Below are 24,391 nucleotides of genomic sequence, written 5' to 3' on the forward strand. Positions count from 1 at the left end.
CTTCTGTGGTGAAATGAGTTCATGGCACGAACGACTGCGGTGACCGGCGGCTCGCAACGCGCGCTGCGCACCGCGAATCAACGGCGCATCATCGACGAGCTGTCCCGCCGCGGCGAACTCACCCAGGCCGAGATTGCGCGCTCGACGGGCCTTGCCGCCTCGACCGTCTCGAACATTGTTGGCGAGCTTGCTGACCAGCAGCTCATTGAGCGCAAGGAGAACCGCGGCGGTCCGCACGGCCAGCTCATCGGCCTCATTCCGCCAGCAGGGCTCGCCCTCGGCATCGAGGTCGGCCACCGCCACCTCACGATCGCCCTGTCGAGCCTCGCCCACGACATCGTCGCCGAGCGTCGCATCGAGCTTCAACACGGCCACCGCTGGGACGAGGACCTCGCCACGCTGCAGACCCTCCTCGATGAGGTGTGCGCGGAGGCGGCGATCAACCGCGAGGACATCCTCGTCGCTGGCCTCGCGCTGCCCGCCCCCATCGACCTCGACGGCCGGCGCATCACTTCGCGCGACGTCATGCCCGGCTGGGCGGACATCGACGTCAAGGAACGCGCCGAAGCAGCTCTCGGGGTGCCCGTCTTTGTCGATAATGACGCAAACCTTGGTGCGATTGGCGAGCAAATCTGGGGAGCCGCCCAGGGCGTCGATGACCTCGCCTACCTCAAACTCTCTGGCGGCATCGGCGCCGGCCTCGTCCTTTCGGGCAGCCTCTATCGCGGGGCTGACGGCTCGGCAGGCGAAGTTGGCCATACGACGATCGACGAAGACGGGGCTGTGTGTCGCTGCGGCAACCGCGGCTGCCTTGAAACTCTCGCCTCCGTCCCGGCGATCCTCGCGCTGCTACGCCCGGTTATGGGCGAGGACGTCACGATCGACGAGGTCATTCACGCCGCGCACGCCGGAAATGCCGCATGCATTCGAGTCCTGGAGGATGCGGGCCAGGTCATCGGGCTCGCGCTCGCCAACCTTGCCAACACGGTCAACCCCAGCGTCATCGTCATCGGGGGCTCGCTCGCCGAGGCGGGCGAGATCATCATCGATCCGATTCGTCGCACGGTCTCGCGCTACGCCGTGCGAGGCGTAGTGCAAAGCCTTGAGTTTCGCGTCTCTTCCCTTGGGGTGCGTAGCCATGTGCTGGGAGCGGTCAGCCTCGCGCTGGAGCATGCACCGGCGTTCTAGACCAACCGGGAGCGCGACATGGATCTCCCAATGCATTCAAGGCTTGACCGCTAGCGCCTCTTAATGCTTTCATAGGTTTAACGCTCGCGAAGGGCTGAGTAAGAGAGCAGAGAGGCTTGACGATGAACAGCACGGCACAGAAGCCGCCCTCAACGGAGACCGGTCGCTCCGTTATTTTGATTGCGTCCGTCGCGGCGCTTGCCGGATTCCTCTTCGGTTATGACTCCGCCGTCATCAACGGTGCGACGGAGGCGATCCGTTCGCAGTTCGATGTCGGTCCCGGTCCGCTCGGTTTCGCCGTCGCCTCCGCCCTCGTCGGCGCGGCTATCGGCGCCTTTGCCGGGGGCTCGATCTCCGATCGCATCGGCCGCATCGCCGTCATGAAGATCGCGGCCGTCCTCTTCCTCGTCTCCGCATTGGGTTCCGGCCTCGCGCCCGAGATCTACACGCTCATCATCTTCCGCGTCATCGGTGGCGTCGGCATGGGCATCGCCTCGGTCATCGCTCCGGCCTATATCGCCGAGATCGCACCGGCCCACATTCGCGGCCGGCTCGGGTCGCTGCAGCAGTTCGCGATCGTCGTCGGCATCTTCTTGTCTCAGCTCGTCAACAAGCTCCTCGCCGATGCGGCAGGCGGCTCCGGCGCAGATCTGTGGTTTGGCATGGAGGCCTGGCGCTGGATGCTCCTCGTCGAAGCCCTTCCGGCACTCGGGTACTTCGTCGGCGCCTACCTCATTCCCGAGTCGCCGCGCTATCTCGTCGCCACGCACAAGATTCCCGAAGCTCGCCGCGTCCTGACGCTGATCCTCGGCCAGAAGAACCTGGAAATCTCGTTCAACCGCATCAAGGAATCGCTGGAGCGGGAAGAAAAGCCGTCGCTGAAGGATATTCGCGGGGCGGCCGCAGGCCTCAAGCCGATTGTCTGGGTCGGTATTGCGCTCGCGATCTTCCAGCAGTTCGTCGGCATTAACGTCGTCTTTTACTACTCCAACACGCTGTGGCAGTCTGTTGGGTTCTCCGAATCGCAGTCCTTTATCTTCTCGCTGATCTCCGCGACGATTAACGTCACGGTCACGATTTTCGCGATCCTGCTGGTGGACAAGGTCGGGCGAAAGCCGCTGCTGCTCGTCGGCTCTATCGGGATGGCGCTGACCCTTGGCACGATGGCTGTCGTTTTTGCGATGGCGCCGGTGACCGACGCTGGGCCCGTGCTCGAGGGTGCCGCCGGACCGATCGCGCTCGTGTGCGCGAACCTGTTCGTCGTCTTCTTCGGCGTCTCGTGGGGCCCGGTCATGTGGGTCATGCTCGGCGAAATGTTCCCCAACCGCTTCCGCGGCGCCGCGCTTGCCGTCGCCGGCTTTGCGCAGTGGTTCGCGAACTTCCTCGTCACCCAGACCTTCCCGCCGCTCGCCGCCTACTCGCTCGGACTTGCATACGGGCTCTACGCCGCGTTCGCTGCAATCTCCTTCCTGTTCGTTGCGAAGTTCGTGCCGGAGACGAACGGGCGCGAGTTGGAGGACATGACGGAATAGGCCTTAGCACCACGTCCTGCTCGCGGGGGCGGTCGCTACGATTTGGCGGCCGCCCCCGTTGGTGTTCCCGCGTCCTAGTCCTGCGCCTGCTACTATGTAAAACATAGATACTCGGTAAGCGAGGTAGCGAGATGAAGGCCAAGGACTCCCAGCTGCGCAAAGGCGTACTCGAGCTTGCCGTTCTTGCCGAACTCGAGCGCGCCCCGAGCTACGGCGGCGAACTCCTGGAGCGCCTCGCGACCAACGGCGGCCTGCGAGTCTCCTCGGGGACGCTGTACCCACTGCTCACGCGGCTGCGAGGAGCGGGATTCGTTGCCACCCGTTGGCAGGAATCCCCGGTGGGGCCGCCGCGCAAATACTACGAACTTACCGCCGGCGGTCGGCGCCAGCTGGCGAACCTGACCGATGCCTGGCGGGAACTTTCTACCGCAATGACCGCGATCCTAGGACAGTGACATGACGACGACGCCCACCGCGCTGAAACAATTCGATCCAGAAAACCCCCAGCTGTTCGTCCGCCGAACGATCGGTCTCGGGTGGGACCTCAACCTCGGTGCGCTCGCGGTCAGGCTCGGCCTCATCCGCCCCGATGACTCGCTACCCGACCTCGACCCTTACGTCCCTGCCCGAGTGCGCCGAGCGCTGGCACTCGCGCCCCTCGTGGGAGCCGCGACCACCATCGTCGCCGCGGGCGTCGTGGGCGTTCGCGCAAGGAAGCTGCCGACGGGCTGGAATAGCGCATTCCGGCCGCGGTCCTTCGCCTCACCCGCGGCGGCGCTCGCGGCCCCGATCACCCTGTCCGTCGGCGCGGCTGGCCTCGCGCAGCTCAGCGGTAAGGACGACCCGGGCGCCAACGTGGCGGCATCGGCACTCGCGACGGGGACCCAAACCATGGCAACGGGCCTCGTGCTGGCTGCCGCGCGTTCCGCCGCCCGCCCCGACAAGCCCTCGCTGGCGGTCCTCGCCTCGATCCTCGCCTACCCCGTCGTCGCCGGTGGCGTCACGGTCGGCGTCGTCAAGGCGGCCCTCAGCGAACTCGATACCCAGCTGCGCTCATGATCGACGTCGGCATCCCACTCGAACTCCTCGCGATACTCGTCATCGTGCAGGCGGTCCTCGCCGTCACCGCTGCGATCATCTGGCTGCACACCGACGCCGCGCTCCTGCCGGGCAACAAGTTTGCCTGGCTCCTCGTCATCCTGCTGGTGGGCATTGTTGGCCCGACGATTTTCCTCATCATCGTCATCCGCGAACGCACGCGGCACAGTGAAGCGCCGCCCGAGGACCAACGAGCCGGCGAGACTCTCAGCGACCTCCTCTATCCCGAAAAGGACGATACGAGATGAGCGATCTCGCCCTGTCGGCCACGGGCCTAACAAAACGCTACGGCGAGCACACCGCGCTCGACGGGCTGAATATGTCCGTACCGCGCGGCGCCATCTACGGTTTCATCGGTTCCAACGGTGCCGGCAAGACGACGACGCTGCGCATCGCGCTCTCCCTGGCCGCCGCTACGAGCGGCACGATCACCGTCCTCGGTATCGAGCGTGGTACGCTGCCCGCCCCGGCCGTGCGCGGCGTGTCCTATCTGCCCGACGTCCCCGGCCTCTACCCGTGGCTCACCGCACCCGAGGCGCTGCGCCTCGCGGGCGATGTCTCTGGCACGCCGCGGGATGTGACTGACGCGCGCATCCCCGCACTACTGTCGACCGCGGGACTTGCGCGAGTGCGCGGCTGCATCGGCGGATTCTCTCGCGGCATGACCCAGCGGCTCGGCATCGCGACGGCGCTCATCTCCGCACCCGAGCTCCTCATCCTCGACGAGCCGACCTCGGCCCTTGATCCGCTCGGCCGCGCCGACGTCCTCGCCCTGCTGGCCTCGCTGCGCGGCAAGACGACGGTGCTGTTTTCCTCCCACCTGCTGGCCGACGTCGAACGGGTGTGCACCCACGTCGGCATGATCCACAACGGCGCGATGATCGCCGAAGGCCCCATCGCCGACGTCCTCGCCCGCGGATCCGCCACCGGCGAATACGAGGTCCGCCTCCGCCTGCCGGGACCGGAAAGCGAGGGCGCGATCCGTGACGCGCTCGCAGCCCAAGGTGCGGACATTGTCTCCGCGGGCGCGGTGGGCGCGAGCCTGCAGGACGTCTACGTCGAGCTCACGCGCGGCGGTGCGGCATGAGTGCCCCCACCACCATGAGCGGCCTGCGCACCATGATCGCCACCGAGTGGCTCGCGTGGCGGCGCGGCGCGCGCCTTGTCGTCATCGTCGTCCTCATCGCCATCTTCGCGTTCTTAAGCCCCATCACCGCGTACTACCTGCCGGCGATCCTCTCCAGCCTCGGCGATCCCGCCCTGAGAGAGCTCATCCCCGAGCCCACCGCCGCCGACGCCGCCACCCAGTGGACGAAGAACCTTACCCAGATCGTCCTCATCGCGCTCATCGTCATCGCTGGCGGCGCGATCGCGGGCAACGTCGCGCGCGGTACCGCGCAATTCCTCCTGACGCGCGGCTTCTCGCGCGCCGCCTACGTCACCGCGACGATGGTCGTCAGCCTTGCCATCACGCTCGCGACGAGCCTGCTCGGCTCCCTCGTCGCCGCGGGCATGACGGCCCTACTTTTCGACGACGGCGACCCCGTGCGCCTCGTGGCAGCCACCGCGGCCTGGTGCGTCGCCGCCGCGTTGCTACTTGCGGTCACGTGGCTCGCCTCGGCCGCGCTCGCCAGCCAGATCGGCGCCGCCGGTATCGGCATCGGCGCGTTCTTCGTCTTGCAACTCCTTGCCATCTGGCCGCCGGCCGCGCGCTACAGCCCCGCCGGCATCCTGGCCCTGCCCGGGCGCATTGCCACGGAATCCGTGTCCGGCCCCGAGCTGTGGCTCCCCATCGCCACGAGCCTGCTGAGTGCCGCCGTCATCGCCTACGCAGCCATCGAGGTGTTCCGCCGTCGCGAACTGCCCTAGCGGGACCGCCGCGCCGCAGCCACCCGCAGCCGCCCGCACCGCGCGCTACACCATGCGGTTCGACGTGCGGCGGGCCCGGGCGCCGGACTAGGCTCAGTGCCGATGACTGAACCAATTACCGACACCGCCCTCATTTTCGAGGGCGGCGGCATACGCGGCGCCTACACCTCCGCCATGGCCGTCGTGCTCATCGAGGCCGGGCTCGATTTTCGCTGGGTGGCCGGCATCTCGGCGGGTTCGTCGATGACGTGCAATTACATCGCCAAATCCCCCGAGCGCGCCCGCCAGGCCTTCGTCGAAATCGCCGCCGACCCGCTCCTTGGCAACTGGCGCACCTTCCTGCGTGGCCAGGGCCTATTCAACTCGCATTACATCTACCAGGTCTCGGGCCTGCCCGGCCAAGCCTTCCCCTTCGATTACGACGCGTTCATGGCAAACCCCGCCGACTTCCGCATCGGCGGCTTCAACGCTCGCAGCGGCGAACAAACATGGTGGTCCAAGCGCGATATCGGCGACATCCGCGATCTCATGACGCGCGTCCAAGCTTCCTCAACGATGCCGATCCTCATGCCGCCCGTCACCCTCGACGGCGAGGTTTACGTCGACGGCGCCCTCGGGGGCACCGGCGGCATCGCGATCGATAAGGCGGAGGCCGACGGGTTTTCCAAGTTCGTCATCGTGCTAACCCAGCCGCGCTCCTACGTCAAAGGTCCGCAGCGCTTTAGTCGCTATATTCGCCAGCATTACCGACGCTATCCCGCCGTCTATGAGGCCCTAGCAGATAGGCACGTGCGCTACAACGACGCGCGCGAGCACATCTTCGAGCTGGAAAAGGCCGGTCGAGCCTACGTATTTGCGCCCGAAACCATGCCCATCACCAACGGTGAGCGCAACCTGAACAAGCTGTGGGCTGCGCATCGGCTCGGCCTAGACCAAGCCCGCCGGGAGCTCCCAGCCATCCGCGAGTTCCTCGGCCGCTAGCAGCTGGCGATTCGCTCACATGACACGACTGTTGGGGTCACGCGCCAGTCATCGTTGTTCTGGTTAGAGAACTTCGTTTTGGAAGCATTGCGGGGATTGCCTGCAGAGGTCACCAACTTGTGCGGGTATGCCGTGAATTGCAGTCGGAGCGTTCCGGTGCTCGGCGCCCCGCACGGCACATCGAAGGTGATCTCTCGGTTCTTCACCCCGCTCCATTTGGGAGGCCGGTTGTTCACAGGCCCAGAGCAATTGTGCGGCGGTTCGAAGTGCTCGTACCCACTGGTCGGTTGCGTCGAGCCTTTGAAAAGAGAGACTGGCTGGCCGCCGCTGGGGATCCACGACACATCCAGCGTGGTGTTGTTCGTGTCGCAGGATTCAGGGGATCCGGAACCCGGGTAGTTATAGCCTTTACAGGTTTCAAGGTCGAGCCTGATTGTGTATCGGTGACCGGGCTCGACCCGAAGCGGCGTGGTCGCCCATCCGTAGCCAAGGGCCGGTCGCGATTTCCCATTCCACCACGCCCAGTCGATGATCGCTTCCAGCGTGGAGTTATTCCTAATGATCCGGAACGGCTTTTCGTTGACGTCCTGATCCGTCATCCTCCAGTTGTTGATTGTCGGAATGCTTAAACATTCGGAAGTAGCGAACGCAGGAGCGCTGGTTCCGAGCGCGATGGCAGGCACCGCCCAGGCGGCTCCTGAGACAACAGTGCGGCGGTCGAGCGGGGAGGGTGTGCGAGGAGTGGTGTTCATGGCCGGTAGACCCATCCTTCTGTCGGGGCGCTCCTTAAGAGCATTTCGGTCAAGCGTACGTGAGGGTTATTTATACTGCCTAAAGGCTAACAGCGCAATGAGTTGTTCGACTATCCGCGAAGCTTGTGGACTTTTACCCCCTAGACATCCAAGTGAGCGCTTGAGTTCTGCCGGCCGTCAACTTCTTCTTCTACGGGGTGCGTAACAAGATAGGCAACGGAAACCGCGAGGCCGCCCCATACTGTCGCGATAGCAACAGCCATCATGACGATTGCGATGGTAGTCATTGGTTGCTCCTTTGGTCGGGTGAGGCGGTAGCGCCGGGGGATTGACGTACGCCCGCCGAGGCGCCGTCTTCGTGGAAGTCGACGGGGTCGAACTCATCAACGTTCGTCTTCCACGGCGCGACGGTGAAGACAAACGCCGACAGCACGACGAGCACGAGCATGCCCCAGCCGAACTGGTAAATAAACGACGTCGAATACGAATCCGGGTCATAGCCCTCGGTCACGAGGGAGTAGGCCGTCGCGACGAAGATGACGGTCAGAACGATCGGCACGAGCGCCCCGATCACGATGTACCACCACGGGCCGATCGTGAGCGTCGAATAGTGGTTGATGTGCGCGCGCAGCTCGGGCAGTTTCTTGACGACGTAGGACACGAGCAGTGTCATGAGAATGGCCGAGGCCACGATGCCCAGTTCGTTGATGAACTTATCGACGACAGCCAGCGCGTTCAACCCGTTCGTGGTCGAATACAGCCCGATCGATAGAACCCCGGTCGTGCCACACGTGATGAGGGCGGCGAGCCGGCGGTTCATCCCGAATTTTTCCTGCAGTGCAGACGAGACCACCTGTAGCAGCGAAATCAGCGAGGTGAATCCCGCGATGACGAGCGAGGCAAAGAAAATCACGCCGAAGAACGGGCCGCCCGGCATCATCGAAATCACCGCGGGGAACGTGACGAATGACAAGATCGGTCCCGTGATGCCCTGCAATTCGTTAACGCCCACCCCCTGCTGGAAGGCGAGGAAGCCGAGCGTGGCAAACACTCCGAAACCCGCGAGAATTTCGAAAGATGAGTTCGCAAACCCGGTCACGAGCGCCGTCGGCGCCAGGTTGGACCGTCGCCGCAGATACGAGGAGTAGGTCAGCATGATGCCAAAGGCGACCGACAGCGAGAAGAAGATCTGCGAATAGGCCGCGATCCACACCTGCGGATCGGCCAGCGCCTGCCAGTTCGGTGTGAAGAAGGAGTTCAACCCGTCAACCGCGCCCGGGAGCATCAGAGCCCGCACCACAAGGATGAGGAAGATGACAATCAGCAGCGGCATGAAGATCTTGTTTACGCGCTCCAGACCGCCCGAAATCCCGAGGGCCATGACAATCGCTGCCACAATCCACAAGCCGATCAGCGGCCAGAAGATCCCGGGAACAATCTCAGCAGAAAACTCCGCCGGACCTACCTGCAAGAAGTCCCCAACAAAGAACCCGAGCGTGTCCTCGCCCCAGGCCTCGTTGAGAGAGAAGAACATATAGCGCAGCGCCCAGGCCAAAATGACGGCGTAGTAGGTGATGATGACAAACGAGATCATCACCTGAAGCCAGCCGATCACCTCAAAGTTCTTGCTGAGCCGACGAAAGACGGCCGGCGCCCCGCCCCGAAAGCGATGACCGAGCGAGTAATCGAGCAGCAGGATCGGAATGCCCGCCGTCAGCAGCGCGACGAGGTAGGGGATGAGGAATGCGCCGCCGCCGTTGGAATAAGCGACGCCCGGAAAGCGCCATATATTGCCCAGCCCGACGGCTGAGCCGATCGCGGCGAGAATAAATCCGTACTGGCCGGTCCACTGCTCGCGGCCATTGCCCGAGCTCGCATCACCACCCGGACGCATCGTCGGCTTCTTCATTGACATGACATCTCCCTAGCTCACACCCGGAGCAAGGAGGGGACCTGCTCCTCAGGTGAGCTCGACGTTAGGACCAACCAACACCTGACGCAATAGTGCGACCACCACGTGAGACGTGCGGGCTAAACTGCACAAATACACAGAAGATCAGCGATCATTTCCGCACACCGTCAAACGATGGAAAGTGAGCGCATTCCACCTATTTCATCCAAAACCTTGCATGTTCGATCAGAATCGCGCTACTGTCGCCACAACCCACCATCGTGCCTCGGCTCACGGACCCCCGGAGCCAGGACGAGATTGGGTCCGTGTCTATTCGCTAATAAAGGACGACGACGTTCATGAACCTCGCAAGAAGCATTGGGGTCATCGCGGTAGGTAGTCTCTTGAGTGCGGGACTTGCCCTCCCAGCCACCACGTCTCCTGCCGCTGCTGAGCCCGTCTAGACCGCCATCGACCAAAGCCAGATGTCCATCGTCGACGTGAGCTCCGTCGAAGAGAGTGCCGAAGCGCCCAACGGTGCCGCCGCACTCGTGCTTGATGGAAACAAAGAAACCTACTGGCACACCAAGTGGGCGGGCGGCGTCGATCCGCTGCCGCACCACCTCACCATCGAGCTGGGTGACGAAGCCGTTGACCTCGGCCGCGTCGTGCTCACGCCGCGCCAGTCCTCCAACGGCTCCGGCCGCGTGGCGCAGTACTCGATCCAGACGGCCGAGTCGTGCTAGGCGGACTTCACCGAGGTCGCCAAGGGCGATGTCGCCGCAGAAACCGACCCCAAGGCCGACGTCGTCATCGACTTCGACGCCGTCGCAGCGCGCCGCGTCAAGGTCGTCTACAACGCCTCCTGGGGCGGTAACAACACCCCCGAACAGGTCGCTACCCTCGCTGAGTTCAACGCCTTCAGCGTGACCGACGACGGCAGCGAGCCCGTCGAGCCGACCGAACCGGCCGAACCCACCGATCCACGCCAGCACCCGGCCCCGAGATCGTCGTGCCCGACGGCGCGCCCGAACTGAGTGCCGACGGCCTGTCCGTCCGCCTCCACCCTGACTTCCCGCAGGTCGTCGACTACCGTCTCGGCGATGCCCAGCTCGCCGGCAAGCTCTGCGATCCCCTCACGCAGGTCACGATCGACGAAAAGCCTTACGACGTCACCGTCGCGGCCCCCACGGGCACCGGCGCGAGCGCCACCTACGCCCTGAGTGTCGCCGACCTCGACGTCACGTTCAACGTCACCATCACGGTTGCCGACGGCGTCCTGTCCTGGACGATCACCGACGTGAACGACCCGGACAGCAAGGTCCACCGCATCGCGGTCCCGGGCCTGGATCTCGTGAGCGTCACCGCCGCCCAGCAGGGCTCGATCATCACGAGCAAGCTCGGCGTCAGCCGCTCCCAGAACCCGGACACGAGCCTGAACGTCGCAACCGCAGAGCCTAGCACCCACACCGGCTTCATGGTCGGCGCCAACGAGCAGGCGCTCGCGGCCGGCTTCATGTCCAACGCCGTCAGCGACAACACCTCCGACGGCCCCCGCTCCGGGTCCAACGCCCGCTGGATCGCGAACGTCACGACGATCGGCGACGCGCGCATCGGAACCGTCAGCCCCGGCCCGTTCGTCTACCGCGGCACCACCGCCCACCTGGGCCTCGGCCCCGAAGCAGACCCCTTCGCCCAGGTGAAGATTGTCGCCGACGCCAACGACGACGGCATCGTCGACTGGCAGGACGCCGCTATCGCCACGCGCGATATCCGCCCCGCCACCAATGGGCAGGACGACGTAAGGAACACGGTCATCACGCGCATCCCGTTCAACATCGTTTCCCAGGCCACGCACCCTTTCTTGCGCACCCTGGATGACACGAAGCGCGTCGCGCTCGAAACCGATAACCTCGGCCAGCAGGTCCTGCTCAAGGGCTACCAGGCCGAAGGCCACGACGCCGCCCACCCGGACCACGCCGGCCACTACAACGAACGCGCCGGCGGTCTGAAGGACCTCACGACGCTCTCGGAAGAGGCCGCCAAGTGGAACGCCAATATCGGCGTGCACGTCAACGTCACCGAGTCCTACTCCGAGGCGTACAACTTCAGCGAAGAGCTCCTGCGCATGCCGCCGCAAAAGGCGTGGGGCTGGATGAACCAGTCCTACTACATCGACGGTCCCAAGGACCTCGGCACCCGCAACGTGCTGAAGCGCTTCCAGGAATTCCGCGACGAAGCCCCCGAAAACCTCAACTGGCTCTACATCGACGTCTACTACCCCGACGGTTGGGAAGGCCAGCGCCTGGGCGCCGAACTGCAAAAGCAGGGCTGGGTTGTCGGAACCGAGTGGTCGAACAAGTTCCCCGACTACTCGATCTGGTCCCACTGGGCCACCGACGAAAACTACGGCGGCCAGGACAACAAGGGCCTGAACTCGCAGTACATTCGCTTCGTCGAAAACTCCTACCGCGACACCTTCAACCCGCATCCGATCCTGTCGAATGCGAACGTCGTGGAGTTCGAAGGCTGGGCCGGCAACGTTAACCACAACGGCTTCATCAAGAACATTTGGGAACGCAACCTGCCGACCAAGTCCCTGCAGCAGTCCGACATCATGAGCTGGACGAAGGACACCATCACCTTCCGTAACGGCACCGTTGCGACCTCGCCGCTGGCATCGATCGACGGCAAGACGATCCCGACGAACCGCACCATCAAGTACGACGGCGCCACCGTCTACGAGCAGGGCCGCTACCTGCTGCCGTGGACCGACGGCGATGACCGCCTCTACCACTACAACCCCGCCGGTGGCTCCTCGACGTGGACGCTGACCGACTCCTACGCTGGCCAGTCCGCGCTCAGCCTGTTCAAGCTGACGGATACGGGACGCGTCAAGGTCGCCGACCTCGCGGTTGCGGGCGGCAAGGTCACGATCGACGCCGAAGCCAACACGGCCTACGTGCTCTACCCGAGCACCAGCGTCCCGGCTGCCAAGGCACCGAACTGGGGCCAGGCGAGCCACATCGTTGATCCCGGCTTCTTCTCGGGCACCCTCGACGCCTACCAGGTGAGCGGCGAGGCGAGCATCGAAAAGACCGACCGCGACAACTACCAGGCCGTCCTCGGCGCCGGTGCCTCGAGCATCTCCCAGGCCTTGGACCTCCCCGCCGGCACGTACAGCGCCTGGGCGTGGATCGAGGTTGAGCCGGGCACCACCCGCCCGGTTGACGTCTCCGTCACCGGCACCGGCGTGAGCGCCGCGGGCTACCAGAGCGAGGTCGAGGGCGCGCCCACGACGTCGATCACCAGCTCCACCGCGCTGAACTCGACGGCCTCCGACGAGAAGCTGCGCACCTACTTCCAGCGGGTGCGCGTGACGTTCACGTCGACGGGCTCCCCGGCAACGTTCACGATCGCAGCCGGCGAGGGCGAAGCAAAGGTCCGCATCGATGACCTGCGCGTCGTCGCATCGAGGACCTCGGGGAGTCCGAGGACATGCCAGCCTGCGCCTCGGCCGCGATTTCCTCGCCCGGAAACGTCGAGGGCGGTAAGGCCTTCGACGTGACGACGACGGTCGACATTTTCGAGACCGGCGACGTCACGGACGTGACGCACACCCTGACGGCCCGAGGGCTGGACGGTTGAGAAGGTCGACGCCGATTCGAACGGTGAGACCTCCCAGGCCTGGCGCGTGACCGCACCTGCGGGCGCCGAGCCCGGCGAGCTCACGCTCACCGTGTCCTACCTCGTCGACGGCAGCGCCCGCGAGGTGACGACTTCCAAGACGGTCACCGTCCAAAAGGCCATCACCGACGGGACGAACTACCTGTCCGATCTGCCCTTCTTCGGAACGGGGACTGTCAGATAAACGGTGTGTGGGTCCGGCCTGATCCGAAAGGAGATGGCCGTGACTGACACGACCGATGCCGTCATCGCTAATGACGAGATGATTGATCCCGTGACCGGAGAGATCATCAATCAGAAAGACCTCGCCGAGCGCCTGCTGGCGGCGGCTTCGATGACGTCGTTGGTGATGGTGTCGAGTTCGTTGATCTTCAGGACGCGCTCGATCTGGGGGAAGAGTCGTTCCAGAAGCCGGAAGTTACCTCGGGTGATCCGGGCGATGGCGGCAATGGCTTGGGCGTCGGTGAAGTCCTCTGGGTCGAGGGTCTTACCGAGGGCGCGCCAATGCCGTTGCAGGACGAAGAGCAGTTCCTCCTTGCCCAGGGGCCGGTACTGGTGGGCGAAGCCGACGCGGCTGTAGAACTGGGGATAGTGGCTGAACTGCTTCTCCAGACCGGGCATGCCGATCAGGATGAGGGCAAGGTTGTCGCGGTCGTAGCGATCGCGGAGCAGTTCCAGTGCGGTGGGGCGGAGGCGTTCGGACTCATCGACGATGACCAGCTCCACGTAGTTCCTGCTGTGGCGCCATCCGCGCGTCTCTGGCGTGACCTGCCCGGCCGGCGCGAGGTGCTGCTCGATGCAGATGTTGGTGCGGGTGATGACCTGGTCGAGTTCGTCCTTCAAGGCTCGTGGGGTGGTCAGCACGCTGGGGGTGTAGAGCACGGTGCGGCTCTTGGCCAGCGCAGCGTAGACCTGCGCGTCACTGTCGGAGCGCGGTCCCCAGTAGGTCAGCAGGTCGTGGACCTTGTCCCAGCGGGCGTAGCGGCGCGCCGAGAGCGTCTTGCCCACGCCGGCTGGTCCGAAGCACAGGCCGATGGTGTGCCCGCGCCGCACGGCGTCGGCGAACTCGGTGAAGCGGCGGTGTTCTTTGGTCACGATGAAGCGCTGACTCACCTCAGGTCCTCTCTGTAAACCTTCAACTTCCGCCGTGGCGCCGGTGGCGGCGCCTGGGTCGCTGGTGGCGTTTCGGTGGTGTGGGTGGCCACGACGGCGATCCGCTCGTTGATGCCCTGCCGCAGCGCCCGGCGCCGGGCGTTGCGGGCGGCCTGGACCTCCTTGAGGCTGACTTTCTGGTCGTGGTGGTCCTGGTTGATGGCCTTACAGACGAACTCCTCGTGGTCGAACACGCGGATCTCGGTGATGTCCCTGGGGTCGTAGCGGATCACGACCGACCGGCCGACGTAACCGGCCAGGGTCGGGGAGATGTAGCGCAGGCCCTGGAAGTGGATGCCATCGCGACGCACGGCCCTGGTCTGGGCGACGGCAGCTTCGGCGTTGGCCAGGGGTGGCCCTGGGCGATGTACCCAGGCAGACCAGCCAGCAGCTCGGTGTTCACGGTCCCGAAGAACCTCTCCACCTTGCCGCGACCCTGCGGGCGCGCGACGGCAGAGTGGATGAGCCGGATATGCAAGTCCACGGCCGTGGCGGTGAGTTGGTTGCTGATGAAGTCGCTGCCGTGATCGACGTAGAGCACCTCGGGCAGGCCGCACATCGGCCAGGAGAGGTCGGTCTTTTGCCAGATCGCCTGGCGCAGCGCCAGCGCGGTGTTCATCGCCGAGGGTGCACCGAGGAACACGGTGTACCCGCAGATAGCGCGCGAGCAGTCATCGATGATCGTCGTCAGCCACGGCCGGGCGGGCTTGCCGTCGGTGCCCACCACGAGGACATCGAGCAGGGTGTGATCGGCCTGCCACATCGCGTTCGGCCGCTCGGCCTGCCGACGCAGCGCGATCTCGTACTTGTCCCGGTAGGACGTCGGCCCTTCCAGGGCCAGGGTGACCATGCCCGGATCGAGGTCGGCGATGATCGCGCGCACGACGCCATAGGAAGGCACGGGCCATCCCTGCTCCTCGCAGATGGCGCTGACCTTGCGGTGGATGGTGATGATCGCCGGCCGAGGCTTCCTCAACGCCAGCCCTTCGACCAGCGACACGAGCTCGGCGGGCAGGCGGTGGCTGCCGGCATCAGCGCGCTGCCGCCTATCGAGGCTTGCGTATCCCTCGGTGCGGTAGCGGGCGTGCCACCGCTCCAGCGTGCGCAGCCCGATCCCGGTGTCACGGGCCAGGGCGGCGAGCGGGATCTGGTCCTCGACGTGAAGCTTGAGGATCTCCCAGCGCCCGGCCGCGTCCATGACCTACACGGCGCTTCTCGACTGTCGTGGTTCGACCACTGGGACACTTTGGCGGTTGAGCACGCGGTAGATGGTGGCGCGGCTGACGCCCAAGACCGCACCGATCTGCGCCACCGTCATCTCATTCTGCTGATACATCCGACGGGCCGCCTTGACCTGGTCCGGCGACAGTGCGGGCGGTCGCCCGCCTTTGCGGCCACGGGCCCGGGCGGCGGCCAGTCCTGCGTTGGTGCGCTCACGGATCAGGTCACGTTCGAACTCGGCCAGCGCGGCGAAGACGTGGAACACCAGCCGCCCGCCCGAGGAGGTCGTGTCGATCGTCTCCTGCAAGGAGCGGAACCCCACGCCCTGCTCGGACAGGACCTGCAGCTGGTCGATGAGATGCCGGATCGAGCGACCCAACCGGTCCAGCCTCCACACCACTAGCGTGTCCCCCGGGCGCAACTGGTCCATCAACTTCGCCAACTCGGGCCGGTGATCCAGGGAGCCAGAGATCGTGTCGACGAAGACCCGATAACACCCCGCCGCAGTCAGCGCATCGATCTGCAGCGCAGCGTCCTGATCAGTCGTCGACACACGCGCGTACCCCAGCAGATGCCCCATGATGCTGACTGTAGCGATACTCATCCAGCACGGGAAGTATCGAGCCATAGAATCCGGCACTGAGTTTCGTTACAGACGGCGTCGGCCGAGAACCGCGACGCGTCAAGCATCCTGGACAGGGCGACGCACCCTCGTCACCGTTGTAGCGGAATCGTTCGATTCAGCAACAACCTCCGGATGTTGTACGGAACTTGGTAGCTAGCCGTTATCCACGGCGAGGTCGTCGCCGGTCGCACCATCGACCAGGTTTCGATCGCCGAGCGGTGCCTGAAGCTTTACCTCGATTGTGTCCTGGCAATCTTCGCCCCCGGACCCGCCGAAGGTACGAGTCGAGACGACAGCAACCTCCACCGTCTCGTTCTGCTCGCGCAACAGATCAACAGCGGGTTCACCGCCGCACGTATTGACCACGAGGGTGAGGCTGTCCTCAGCGGACAGGATCGCACGAGTAACCGGAACCTGGTCGCGCCAAGAGACGCCTCGTGTCAGCGTGACGGCGACAGCGACCACCGCGACCGCGAGCAGCAAGGCCGCGACAACCCAGCGGGTTCTTTTTCGCCCGGTCTGGTTCGCAGCCTTGCTGCCCGGCGGACGTTTCGCTCTCAATTCGTCGCAATCCAGACACCGAGGGCGTTGTCGATCCGGTCAGCCCGAGAGAACAGGTCACGGTCGGCGGGCCAAGCCGGGTCGTATTTCCAGCCTTGGTGCAGACCGTATGCGGTGTTTCCCCAGTAGATAGGTCCGCCGCTGTCCCCTCCGGCGGCCAGGCGCGCGCCCATCATCACGAGGTTGCATGCACTTCCGTTGCAGTGATTCAGCGCCCGCACCTGTTGGCAGCTTGCATGGTTCGTCGCCCCGTTCTTGCAGAGCGTCTGGCCCACGGTCGGCGACCCTACAGCTGAGACATCACGAAGGGTCGTCTCAGTCGTGCTCGCAGTACCTGCATAGAAGTCGTCAGACTCCGTCCTTGGCCCCGTGTGCCACTGGAAGTCGCCGTGGGTCTCCACGTGCCCACCCTGGTAGGTCAGCGCAGAGCCATCGTCACTCTGGCTGTTGCCACAGTGACCGGCGGTGGCGATCCCGCGGGTGCCGCTGGTACTACTCGAAGCCCTGGTCCCGAACCCGGAGGTGCAACCCGAGAGAACCTCACCTCCGTAGTGATAGCTCGAACTGTCGACCCCGCCGAGAACCGCACGGTCGGAAACGTCCACGACCGCAGCGATGCCGAGCGACTTGGCGGAGGCAGCCACGAGCGCTTCTTGTGCGGTTGTATTCAGGTCGGTGACGACCGACTCTTGCAGCCCGTCGGCGAGGACGACACTCGTCGTGATCGTGCGAGTGGCGGCGTCGAAGCTCGTGGCGGCGTCTCGGACCCCCGGAGATTCGTAGACGGCGTAATGAACGCTCTCGATAGAGGCCTGCAACTCCCGTTCGGAGTAGCCCTCGCCACCTCGCAGTTCAACCTTGACGGATGGCGCGACGCGGGCGAAGGAATCGAGGACGGCGTGCACCCCCTCAGGAGGGGAGCCCTTGAAGGCTACCCAAGCGTGGTGCGCGTCGACAATCTCGGCACTGGAGAACAGGTCGGGGTACGTGTCCCGGATTTCCGCCGCAGCCAAGGCAAAGTTGTCGTTCCAGGCGTATCGCTCGATCACCTCGTCCAGTGGAGCGCCACTCTGCTCCGCCACAAACATCAAGTCCTGCATCTCTGCTGCGCTGATCTGATCTTCGATCTGCGGTGCGGCGACTTCCACCGTCTGCGCGGCGTCGGCCGCGTTGGTGCTCTCGTGCGCATACGCGATCGCGCCTTGAAGAACGAGACATCCAGCAGCAGCGGCCATCGCTGCCACTCGCAAAGAACGTGCCCTGAACATCGTGACTCCTCTGTCCGACGATTGGGAACCGGAGCTCGCGATCCCCCGGTGTGTGATAAAGGCAACACGTCGTTCCGACGACCATTCTGCAAGACCCGGCCAGGAATGTCAAGGGACAGTGAGATCTGCCCGGAGGCGGTCGTGAGACCTGCCCGGTGACAGTCACGAGTTCTGCCCGGTGATGGCCATGGGATCTGCACAGGGGTTGGCCATTACGGTCCGGGGTGTCAGGCCAGGGGCTTCACCCCCTGACCGGTTAGGGCCTGGGAGAGGCGGACGGACTCGCCGCTGGTCTGGCAGATGTGGGCGTGGTGCAGGAGCCGGTCGACGGTCGCGGTGGCGATGGTCTTGGGCATGAGCTCGTCGAACGCCGCCGGGTGGAGGTTGGAGCTGATCGCGACGGCCCGTTTCTCGTAGGCGGCGTCGACGAGACGGTAGAGGCCCTCGGCGGCGTCGGTGGCGACCGGGAGCAGACCGATGTCATCGACGATGATCAGGTCGGCGCGCAGAACGCGGGCGATGGCCTTGGTGACGGTGTCGTCGGCGCGGTGCCTGCGCAGGAGAACGCCGAGGTCCTCGAGCGTGAACCACGAGACCCGCAGGCCCTGCTCGACGGCCTGCTGCCCGAGCGCCTCGAGCAGGAACGTCTTGCCCGTGCCCGAGGGCCCGCAGAGGACGAGGTTCTCCTTGCGGTGGACCCACTCCAGGGTCCGTAGCGCCTGCTGAGTCGGTGCTGGGATCGAGGACATGCTCTCGTCCCAGGCCTCGAAGGTCTTGCCGGTGGGGAACCCCGCCGCGGTGCGGCGGGTGGTCAGCGCGGCGCGTTCGCGTCCGGCGGCCTCCTCGGCGAACAGGGCTCGTAGGACCTCCAGGGGTTCCCAACGTTGGGCTTTCGCGGTCGCGACGACCTCGGGAGCATGGCGGCGGATGTGGGGCAGACGTAGACGACGCAGCATCGCCTCGAGGTCATCGGGCAGCGGCGCTGCGGAGGGCACTCCGAGCGTCGGGACGCTCCTGCTCGTCGTGGTGGTCGGGCTCATGAGGCCACCTCCTGGGCCTGAGCGCCGACCTCGCCGGTGGTGGCCGTGTGCTGGCCCAGGGCGGCCCATCCGGCGGTGCCCTGGGTCAGGGACCGGTCCTCCCCGGCCCGGTGGACCGCCCCGCTCGTGCCGGCGGCTCGGTGGTTGAGGATCGAGGGCAGGTCGGCCTCGGCGAAGCGGGCGTGGACGGCGGCGTGACCCAGTGCCCAGTCGACCTCACCGGGCCCGAAGAGCTTGGCCAGCGAGACGGCCTCGGCCATCTTGACGCGCATCTTCGTCGTCCCGGCCGCGGCGGCCTCGGTCAACCAGAGCCTGGCCCCGTTGCCCAGCGCGAGGAACTCGGCCTCCGCGGCGCTCTTGGGCCGTGGCCTGCGCTCCAGCGCGCCGGCCGGGGCCGGCGGGAAGTGCCCATCGTCGATCCGCGGGCTGCCCGGGGTCGCGCGAGCATGGCGGGCAACCTCCAGGGGCCCGTCGGAGCTGACGTGGACGATGACGACCTGCTCACCAGCGCCCTGTCCGTAGACCCGGACCCAGACGGTCTCACCCAGCAGGCGGTGCGGCACGGAGTACTGCCCGCCCTCGAACGTCACCATCGGGCTGTTCACTGGGACGTGTCTCGTGGTGCCCAGTGCGATCGTGTGCGGGGTCGACGGCAGGGCATGCAGCCGGGCGCGCTCCTGCTCGAGCATCTCCGCGGGTGCGCGCCTGGTGACCCGGTGGACCCGGTTGTTGACCTCCTCGCAGAACGTCGCGCAGGCGGCCTCGAGGTCGGCGAACGAGGCGTACTCGCCCCTCAGGTTCGTCTCCTTCGGCACGAGGTCGGCCTTGGCGACCTTCACCGTCGACTCCGACCCGCCCTTCGAGGCCGGGTCGGCCGGCTCACACGTCAACACGGTGAGCCCGTAATGCCTGGCGAAGGCCACCATCTGCGGGTTGCGGACCGCCATCCCTGCGACGTGCTCGACGGTCACGGTCTTCTCGTTGTCGGTCAGCACATACGTCGGCGCCCCGCCCAGGCGCCGCAGCGTGACGTCCAGCGCCGCGAACACGCTCGGGGCGGTCTTGTCGCGAATCGCCAGCACTACCCGGAACCGCGACCACGCCAGCCACGCGCAGAACAGCACGGTCCGGACTCCGTCGATCACCGGCCCGTCGCCGAAGTCGTACTGCAACCACAGGCCCGGCTCGGTGACCCACGGCCGGTGGACCCGCACGCTTCCCAGCCGGTAGGACTTCTTCACCGCCGCGACCGCCCGGCGGGTGGTGCGCTCGGACCCGGTGAACCCCGCGGCGGTGAGCTTGTCGTGGACCACGTCCGCGCGGACCTTCCCGCGGGACTTCTCCACCCACTCCTCAACCTTGGGCAAGAACTCATCGATCAGCTGCGCCCGAGCCGCGGGCTTGTCGCTCAGACGCCCGGCATCACGGGCGGTGACGTAACGGGCGACGGTGTGGTGAGAGACCCCGGCGAGCTCGCCGGCATCCCGGTAGGACCCTGTCAGATCGAACGCTTCGAGAATTTCCATGATCTCCTCGGCAGGCTTCATGTTGTCCCTCCTCGGACGCGATGGGCGCTTCAGCACCGCTATCGCACCCGAGGAGGGGCCTCGAACCGCGCAAGGCGGCGAGGCAACGAATGTCGTGTCGGGCAGATCCCATGACCATCAGCGGGCAACTTTCATGTCCGCGACCGGGCAACTATCTGGCCGTCTCCGGGCAGTCTGCCGTGGCCGCCGTCACAGGAAACCGGCGCCAACCGAGACGGCATTCGATCGAGATCGACGTCGACGTGACCGGCGTTGACGTGCTGACGCTCCTTGTGGGCGACGGCGGCAACGGGGTTGGAAACGACCACGCGAACTGGGGCGACGCCCGAGTCGAGTGCACGGTTGCCACGCCGACCGAGGAACCGACGGAGCAGCCCACGGAGCAGCCGACGGACGAGCCAACCGCAACTCCGACGAAGCCTGGAAAGTCCGGACTGCCGATTACCGGTGGCCAGCTGACGGGCCTGGCGCTGCTGGCAGCGCTGCTCGTAGGTGGCAGTGTCCTCATCATCCGACGCAACTCCCACGCGTAGGAAACCGGCGCGCCCCTTAGAGCAACCGTGAGGAGCGCGCCCAGCTTGGGCCGGAATCTGGTGACCACGCCAGGCTCCGGCCCAAGCCATACCCCCCCACCCTCGGAACCAACTCTCCGCCCCGGAAAACTTCGCCATAAAGCCACTCGAACGAAGTACGATGCAAGCGTGAGCGAGAAACCCTCGAGAACCGAGCGCCTGACCCGGCTTTACGGCCTCGTCAAGGACGTAGCCAAGCCCGGCAACATTGCGCTCGCGGTCATGCTCATCGTCATCGCCGTCGTCGCAGTAACCGGCGGCTGGTCGAAAGCCAGCCAAGCCGTCGATAAGGAAGACGCCCTCCCGCTGATCGAGCTCGGCAAAGAACTCACCGCCGGCCCCTTCACCCTGGTGTTTTCCGAGGCCCGGCACGTCGCGGAATGCTCGGGATTCGCCTTCGACGCCGAGCACGGCTGCATCGAGGCCCGCCTCACCGCCACCAACACCGCCGATCGCCTCATCGAGGACACCGTCTTCGCCACTCACCTGCTCGATTCCGGCATGCTCACGGTCACCGTCGACGACGAACCCCTGAAAACCACCGTGCGCTACCCGCAGATTTACCGCGTGATCGACGGCCTCACGCAGGGCGCCTACCAGCCCGGCCTACCGACGGACATCGTCGTGACGTGGCAGCCGGTCGCGCCCGTGACCAGCGAGGACGTCACACTGGTCGTCACGGGCGCGGAGGACGGCCGCTCCTCGCTCGACGGCCACCAGATCTTCCGCCTGACCGATCCGATCGCCCGCATCCCGGTCGAACCCCTCGCGGCAGGAGCCCCCTGATGCGCCGCTTCACCCCGAGCGGCCTCGTCACCGCAGCCGTCCTCGCCGCCGCCTTCGCCGTCGGCAGCGTCATCAACTCCTATCTGCCCACGCGCGCGGACATCATGTCCGAGCCCTACCCCGTTGCGGGCGTGCTCGACGAGTACGTGGCCATCCGCACGGGCGAAGTCAAGGCCACCAACCTCCGCCTCGCCACCGACGTCACCGTCTTCGGTTCGACGGCGAAAACCTCCGGCATCTTCGCCGTCGTCGACGTTACCTACGCGACGAACGGGCGGGAGCGCGTTATCTCGCCGATTTTCTGGCGCGGCGCCGACGGCAAGCGCTACGGCGGCAGCCAGCCCGGCTCGCGCATCACCGCGTGCGGGTCATCCGTCGTGGGCATCCCGGTCACGTGCACGATCTGGTTCGAGCTGCCCACCGACGCGATCGCCGGCGGCCACTTGCTCGTGCACAACTACCGCTCGGCCGGGGGCGATAACATCGCCGACATCGACTTGCAGATCACCGACGAGGACGCGGCCGCCATGCTCGCGGCTGCGACGTCGATCGAAGCGGAGTCGACGCGCTACGAGCGGAGGCAGCCGTGAGTTTCTCCGACGCGCCCGAAGCCCGCCCCGAGGCGACGCCGCCCGCCGACGCCACCGCGCCCGCCGCCCCGACGACGCGCGCGGAGCGCCACCGAAAGCGCCGCTGGTGGCGCGACAACGCCCTCGCCCTGATCCTCCTCGGCCCAGCGATCGCCGCCGCACTATTCGCCAGCTCCTACCGCCTCACCGAGCTCTACCGCCCCTCACTGCCGACCCACCAGCTCCCGGTATCGGGCGATTCAGGCACCTACACCTCAAGCTTCCGCATCGCCAACACCACCTACGACCGCACGATCGACGTCCGCCTCGTCTCCGTCACAGAAGTGGGCGTGCTGCACGGCAAACAGGCGGTCGACGGCGCCAAGCAATGGGCCGTCAGCTTCGCCTTCACGGCCGACCCATCGGTCCCCGCGGACAGCTGCACCATCGAGCTCTTCGACGACGCCGGCAACATCTACCACCCGCGCAGCGCCCTCGTGGACACCCCCGGCGCCGAACCGCTCTTCCGCGTCGACGACTGCCTCGTGCCCGGCGAGGAGGGGCCGGTCGTCAACGCCTTTACTGGAAAACTCGAAGAATCCGGGGCCCCGCGCCCGCCCTCGTGGCGCTCCACCATCGGAATTGCGATGCCCGACGACGTGGTCCCCGCCAAGGTACGCATCTACTGGGATACGCCGAACTACCTGGACTTCGACGCTAACGCCGACTAGCGAGCAGCCGCCTCACCCTCAGCTCCAGCCGCCTCAGCCGCACCTGTGGCAGCCGCCTCAGCCGCCGCAGCCTCGGCTTCCGCCTTTGCTTGCCGCTCCCGCTGCGAGAGCACGATCTGGTTAACGCCCGCCGCAAGCAACACGATCGTCGCGACGAAGTACACGAGGTTTTCCCCCAGATCGACAAACGGATCGAGCGCGTACTGCAGCGTGCCCGGCTGCGGCCCAATCGCGAGCCGCATGAGGTAGTCCACGCCCACGCGCAGCCACCCGGTGAGCGCAAAAATCACGCAAAACAGCGCCATCGGGATGAGCCCCGCAACGGCCACCTTGCCGATCGCGTCAAAGGTCGATTTCACCGGCGTCACGACGGGCGACGTCACGTGCTTGGCCACCCGCCGCACCGGGGAGGGCACCCGCTTGATGCGCGCGGTATCGATCTCATGCGTGATAACCGGATCGCCTTTTTTCAGCTGGCTGCCGTAGATCGTCGCGCCAATCGCCAGCCACGCCACGGGCACGATGATGAGCGAACCCGCCGACGAGATCAGCCCGCCGACGAACTTGAACGGCGCCAGAATCAGCGTCTCGATCTGGCTGTAGGTGTCTTGCAGCGTCTGCCACCAGGTGTAGATATCGTCGACGACCTTCCGGCTCGTCACCCACGCCTTAATCTCCTCGATGCGCGCGGTAAAGACGTAGACGAGCGCGGTCAGCCACAGCGCCTCCAGATAGGCGGAGATCGCGGCCCACCAGCCGGAGGTATTGGCAAGCTCCTTCAGCGCAATGATCTTGCGCGCCGCGAGCGCCCCGAGCACGATGACGATGATGATGCCCGACGTGGGGAGCGCGAGCCGGGTGAAGGAGTCGGACAGGAAGTCGGCGCGCTCCAGCGAGGCGAAGACGACGCCCGACTGGTCGAACATGTAGCGCTGCAGGTCGGCCTTGAGCAGGCCGTTGGAGGCATACACCGCGAGGAACGGTACGAGCGCCATGGCCGTGGCCTGCAGGTTGGAGCGCCACCGCATGCCGCGGGAGGTGCCGACGAGCTCGGCGAACGCCGGAAGCGAGGGCGCCAGCACTCGCAGCATGAGCGCGAGCGAGGCCAGTGTGGCGAGCGGCGCGAAGGGCAGGATCACGGTCGCGAGCGTCGGCGAGATCAGCGAGGCCTTACCGGCGAGCCACAGCGCCGCCAGCCGCAGCGCCTGCCCGGCAAAGAACAGCGTGAGAAGCTGCAGCCAGTGCCGCGCAAACACGCGCCCGCCCGTCGCGAGGACGGCAACGAGCCCGCGCAGGCCCGAGGTGATCGCCCCCAACGCCG

27 protein-coding genes are annotated in these 24,391 nt (G+C 65.9%); 15 read left to right on the top strand and 12 right to left on the bottom strand.

Translation table 11 applies throughout. The features are described from left to right. Nucleotides 1–21: 21 nt before the first annotated feature. From MUN85_RS04055 to MUN85_RS04090, 8 genes are all read left to right on the top strand, one after another. Entirely contained in the window at nt 22–1,188 is a 1,167-nt protein-coding gene (locus MUN85_RS04055; protein ID WP_250505494.1) for an ROK family transcriptional regulator, read from the top strand. Between the two features lie 122 nt (nt 1,189–1,310). Continuing rightward, complete coding sequence (locus tag MUN85_RS04060; protein WP_250505495.1) at nt 1,311–2,720, top strand: sugar porter family MFS transporter; 1,410 nt, start codon at nt 1,311–1,313, stop codon at nt 2,718–2,720. 131 nt (nt 2,721–2,851) lie between these two features. Beyond that, the gene (locus tag MUN85_RS04065; RefSeq protein ID WP_073716002.1) at nt 2,852–3,175 is read left to right on the top strand and encodes a PadR family transcriptional regulator; all 324 of its coding nucleotides are present in this window, start codon (nt 2,852–2,854) and stop codon (nt 3,173–3,175) included. Nucleotide 3,176: 1 nt separating this feature from the next. Then, nucleotides 3,177–3,779, top strand: coding sequence for a hypothetical protein (locus MUN85_RS04070; protein WP_250505496.1), 603 nt, complete (start codon nt 3,177–3,179; stop codon nt 3,777–3,779). Next, nucleotides 3,776–4,066: a hypothetical protein gene (locus MUN85_RS04075; RefSeq protein WP_250505497.1), complete on the top strand. Its 291-nt coding sequence runs from the start codon at nt 3,776–3,778 to the stop codon at nt 4,064–4,066. Before MUN85_RS04070 ends, MUN85_RS04075 begins: the two co-directional genes overlap by 4 nt. Continuing rightward, nucleotides 4,063–4,905: an ABC transporter ATP-binding protein gene (locus tag MUN85_RS04080; protein WP_250505498.1), complete on the top strand. Its 843-nt coding sequence runs from the start codon at nt 4,063–4,065 to the stop codon at nt 4,903–4,905. Before MUN85_RS04075 ends, MUN85_RS04080 begins: the two co-directional genes overlap by 4 nt. Further along, on the top strand, nt 4,902–5,687 hold the full coding sequence (locus MUN85_RS04085; protein ID WP_250505499.1) for an ABC transporter permease: 786 nt from the start codon (nt 4,902–4,904) through the stop codon (nt 5,685–5,687). The genes MUN85_RS04080 and MUN85_RS04085 overlap by 4 nt, the downstream gene beginning before the upstream one ends. A gap of 102 nt (nt 5,688–5,789) precedes the next feature. Next, complete coding sequence (locus tag MUN85_RS04090; protein ID WP_250505500.1) at nt 5,790–6,668, top strand: patatin-like phospholipase family protein; 879 nt, start codon at nt 5,790–5,792, stop codon at nt 6,666–6,668. On the opposite strand, the gene MUN85_RS04095 is transcribed toward MUN85_RS04090, so the two are convergent. The 3 genes from MUN85_RS04095 to MUN85_RS04105 all read right to left on the bottom strand — a co-directional run bounded on the left by MUN85_RS04095 (nt 6,665) and on the right by MUN85_RS04105 (nt 9,335). Further along, on the bottom strand, nt 6,665–7,420 hold the full coding sequence (locus MUN85_RS04095) for a hypothetical protein (protein WP_250505501.1): 756 nt from the start codon (nt 7,418–7,420) through the stop codon (nt 6,665–6,667). The genes MUN85_RS04090 and MUN85_RS04095 overlap by 4 nt on opposite strands. Before the next feature lie 140 nt (nt 7,421–7,560). Continuing rightward, on the bottom strand, nt 7,561–7,707 hold the full coding sequence (locus MUN85_RS04100) for a methionine/alanine import family NSS transporter small subunit (RefSeq protein WP_250505502.1): 147 nt from the start codon (nt 7,705–7,707) through the stop codon (nt 7,561–7,563). Beyond that, nucleotides 7,704–9,335, bottom strand: a complete 1,632-nt coding sequence (locus MUN85_RS04105; protein ID WP_250505503.1) for a sodium-dependent transporter — start codon at nt 9,333–9,335, stop codon at nt 7,704–7,706. Before MUN85_RS04105 ends, MUN85_RS04100 begins: the two co-directional genes overlap by 4 nt. A 461-nt stretch (nt 9,336–9,796) precedes the next feature. Between MUN85_RS04105 and MUN85_RS04110 the strand changes: the two genes are divergently transcribed. The 3 genes from MUN85_RS04110 to MUN85_RS04120 all read left to right on the top strand — a co-directional run bounded on the left by MUN85_RS04110 (nt 9,797) and on the right by MUN85_RS04120 (nt 13,182). Further along, nucleotides 9,797–10,057, top strand: coding sequence for a discoidin domain-containing protein (locus MUN85_RS04110; protein WP_250505504.1), 261 nt, complete (start codon nt 9,797–9,799; stop codon nt 10,055–10,057). A 266-nt stretch (nt 10,058–10,323) separates the two neighbouring features. Next, on the top strand, nt 10,324–12,879 hold the full coding sequence (locus MUN85_RS04115; protein WP_250505505.1) for an endo-alpha-N-acetylgalactosaminidase family protein: 2,556 nt from the start codon (nt 10,324–10,326) through the stop codon (nt 12,877–12,879). Nucleotides 12,880–13,005: 126 nt separating this feature from the next. Continuing rightward, the gene (locus MUN85_RS04120; RefSeq protein ID WP_250505506.1) at nt 13,006–13,182 is read left to right on the top strand and encodes a hypothetical protein; all 177 of its coding nucleotides are present in this window, start codon (nt 13,006–13,008) and stop codon (nt 13,180–13,182) included. A 110-nt stretch (nt 13,183–13,292) separates the two neighbouring features. Here MUN85_RS04120 and MUN85_RS04125 read toward each other — a convergent pair whose 3' ends face one another. The 8 genes from MUN85_RS04125 to istA all read right to left on the bottom strand — a co-directional run bounded on the left by MUN85_RS04125 (nt 13,293) and on the right by istA (nt 20,412). Further along, nucleotides 13,293–14,111 carry an AAA family ATPase gene (locus MUN85_RS04125; RefSeq protein WP_250505507.1) on the bottom strand — a complete coding sequence of 273 codons (819 nt, stop codon included), beginning with the start codon at nt 14,109–14,111 and terminating at the stop codon, nt 13,293–13,295. Continuing rightward, nucleotides 14,108–14,461 carry a Mu transposase C-terminal domain-containing protein gene (locus MUN85_RS04130; RefSeq protein ID WP_250505508.1) on the bottom strand — a complete coding sequence of 118 codons (354 nt, stop codon included), beginning with the start codon at nt 14,459–14,461 and terminating at the stop codon, nt 14,108–14,110. The genes MUN85_RS04125 and MUN85_RS04130 overlap by 4 nt, the downstream gene beginning before the upstream one ends. Beyond that, nucleotides 14,380–15,348: a DDE-type integrase/transposase/recombinase gene (locus MUN85_RS04135; protein ID WP_250505509.1), complete on the bottom strand. Its 969-nt coding sequence runs from the start codon at nt 15,346–15,348 to the stop codon at nt 14,380–14,382. Before MUN85_RS04135 ends, MUN85_RS04130 begins: the two co-directional genes overlap by 82 nt. A 3-nt stretch (nt 15,349–15,351) precedes the next feature. Continuing rightward, nucleotides 15,352–15,951 carry a recombinase family protein gene (locus MUN85_RS04140; RefSeq protein ID WP_250505510.1) on the bottom strand — a complete coding sequence of 200 codons (600 nt, stop codon included), beginning with the start codon at nt 15,949–15,951 and terminating at the stop codon, nt 15,352–15,354. 198 nt (nt 15,952–16,149) lie between these two features. Continuing rightward, on the bottom strand, nt 16,150–16,557 hold the full coding sequence (locus MUN85_RS04145; RefSeq protein ID WP_250505511.1) for a hypothetical protein: 408 nt from the start codon (nt 16,555–16,557) through the stop codon (nt 16,150–16,152). Then, nucleotides 16,554–17,825 (bottom strand): S1 family peptidase, encoded by a 1,272-nt coding sequence (locus MUN85_RS04150; RefSeq protein WP_250505512.1) that lies wholly within the window; start codon nt 17,823–17,825, stop codon nt 16,554–16,556. The genes MUN85_RS04145 and MUN85_RS04150 overlap by 4 nt, the downstream gene beginning before the upstream one ends. A gap of 227 nt (nt 17,826–18,052) precedes the next feature. Further along, entirely contained in the window at nt 18,053–18,865 is an 813-nt protein-coding gene (gene istB / locus MUN85_RS04155) for an IS21-like element helper ATPase IstB (RefSeq protein WP_250505513.1), read from the bottom strand. Then, on the bottom strand, nt 18,862–20,412 hold the full coding sequence (gene istA, locus MUN85_RS04160) for an IS21 family transposase (protein ID WP_250505514.1): 1,551 nt from the start codon (nt 20,410–20,412) through the stop codon (nt 18,862–18,864). The genes istB and istA overlap by 4 nt, the downstream gene beginning before the upstream one ends. 110 nt (nt 20,413–20,522) lie before the next feature. Here istA and MUN85_RS04165 point away from each other — a divergent pair, with 110 nt between their 5' ends. The 4 genes from MUN85_RS04165 (at nt 20,523) to MUN85_RS04180 (ending at nt 23,070) form a co-directional block, all read left to right on the top strand. Then, nucleotides 20,523–20,945, top strand: a complete 423-nt coding sequence (locus tag MUN85_RS04165) for an NPCBM/NEW2 domain-containing protein (RefSeq protein ID WP_250505515.1) — start codon at nt 20,523–20,525, stop codon at nt 20,943–20,945. 168 nt (nt 20,946–21,113) lie between these two features. Further along, the gene (locus tag MUN85_RS04170) at nt 21,114–21,770 is read left to right on the top strand and encodes a hypothetical protein (protein WP_250505516.1); all 657 of its coding nucleotides are present in this window, start codon (nt 21,114–21,116) and stop codon (nt 21,768–21,770) included. Beyond that, the gene (locus tag MUN85_RS04175) at nt 21,770–22,360 is read left to right on the top strand and encodes a hypothetical protein (RefSeq protein ID WP_250505517.1); all 591 of its coding nucleotides are present in this window, start codon (nt 21,770–21,772) and stop codon (nt 22,358–22,360) included. The genes MUN85_RS04170 and MUN85_RS04175 overlap by 1 nt, the downstream gene beginning before the upstream one ends. After that, nucleotides 22,357–23,070 (top strand): hypothetical protein, encoded by a 714-nt coding sequence (locus MUN85_RS04180; RefSeq protein WP_250505518.1) that lies wholly within the window; start codon nt 22,357–22,359, stop codon nt 23,068–23,070. The genes MUN85_RS04175 and MUN85_RS04180 overlap by 4 nt, the downstream gene beginning before the upstream one ends. Here MUN85_RS04180 and MUN85_RS04185 read toward each other — a convergent pair. Beyond that, on the bottom strand, nt 23,067–24,386 hold the full coding sequence (locus tag MUN85_RS04185; RefSeq protein ID WP_250505519.1) for a hypothetical protein: 1,320 nt from the start codon (nt 24,384–24,386) through the stop codon (nt 23,067–23,069). The genes MUN85_RS04180 and MUN85_RS04185 overlap by 4 nt on opposite strands. Nucleotides 24,387–24,391: the final 5 nt, after the last annotated feature.

The sequence above is a fragment of the Bowdeniella massiliensis genome (genome assembly GCF_023634005.1).
Lineage (GTDB): Bacteria > Actinomycetota > Actinomycetes > Actinomycetales > Actinomycetaceae > Bowdeniella > Bowdeniella massiliensis.

Bases quoted from the DNA above. Each gene is read 5' to 3' on its own strand.
- istA (WP_250505514.1), bottom strand. From the start codon at position 20,412: ATGAAGCCTGCCGAGGAGATCATGGAAATTCTCGAAGCGTTCGATCTG.
- MUN85_RS04150 (WP_250505512.1), bottom strand. From the start codon at position 17,825: ATGTTCAGGGCACGTTCTTTGCGAGTGGCAGCGATGGCCGCTGCTGCT.
- istB (WP_250505513.1), bottom strand. From the start codon at position 18,865: ATGAGCCCGACCACCACGACGAGCAGGAGCGTCCCGACGCTCGGAGTG.
- MUN85_RS04135 (WP_250505509.1), bottom strand. From the start codon at position 15,348: ATGGACGCGGCCGGGCGCTGGGAGATCCTCAAGCTTCACGTCGAGGAC.
- MUN85_RS04175 (WP_250505517.1), top strand. From the start codon at position 21,770: ATGCGCCGCTTCACCCCGAGCGGCCTCGTCACCGCAGCCGTCCTCGCC.
- MUN85_RS04060 (WP_250505495.1), top strand. From the start codon at position 1,311: ATGAACAGCACGGCACAGAAGCCGCCCTCAACGGAGACCGGTCGCTCC.
- MUN85_RS04105 (WP_250505503.1), bottom strand. From the start codon at position 9,335: ATGTCAATGAAGAAGCCGACGATGCGTCCGGGTGGTGATGCGAGCTCG.
- MUN85_RS04055 (WP_250505494.1), top strand. From the start codon at position 22: ATGGCACGAACGACTGCGGTGACCGGCGGCTCGCAACGCGCGCTGCGC.
- MUN85_RS04090 (WP_250505500.1), top strand. From the start codon at position 5,790: ATGACTGAACCAATTACCGACACCGCCCTCATTTTCGAGGGCGGCGGC.
- MUN85_RS04085 (WP_250505499.1), top strand. From the start codon at position 4,902: ATGAGTGCCCCCACCACCATGAGCGGCCTGCGCACCATGATCGCCACC.
- MUN85_RS04070 (WP_250505496.1), top strand. From the start codon at position 3,177: ATGACGACGACGCCCACCGCGCTGAAACAATTCGATCCAGAAAACCCC.
- MUN85_RS04140 (WP_250505510.1), bottom strand. From the start codon at position 15,951: ATGGGGCATCTGCTGGGGTACGCGCGTGTGTCGACGACTGATCAGGAC.
- MUN85_RS04075 (WP_250505497.1), top strand. From the start codon at position 3,776: ATGATCGACGTCGGCATCCCACTCGAACTCCTCGCGATACTCGTCATC.
- MUN85_RS04165 (WP_250505515.1), top strand. From the start codon at position 20,523: ATGACCATCAGCGGGCAACTTTCATGTCCGCGACCGGGCAACTATCTG.
- MUN85_RS04100 (WP_250505502.1), bottom strand. From the start codon at position 7,707: ATGACTACCATCGCAATCGTCATGATGGCTGTTGCTATCGCGACAGTA.
- MUN85_RS04110 (WP_250505504.1), top strand. From the start codon at position 9,797: ATGTCCATCGTCGACGTGAGCTCCGTCGAAGAGAGTGCCGAAGCGCCC.
- MUN85_RS04065 (WP_073716002.1), top strand. From the start codon at position 2,852: ATGAAGGCCAAGGACTCCCAGCTGCGCAAAGGCGTACTCGAGCTTGCC.
- MUN85_RS04080 (WP_250505498.1), top strand. From the start codon at position 4,063: ATGAGCGATCTCGCCCTGTCGGCCACGGGCCTAACAAAACGCTACGGC.
- MUN85_RS04095 (WP_250505501.1), bottom strand. From the start codon at position 7,420: ATGAACACCACTCCTCGCACACCCTCCCCGCTCGACCGCCGCACTGTT.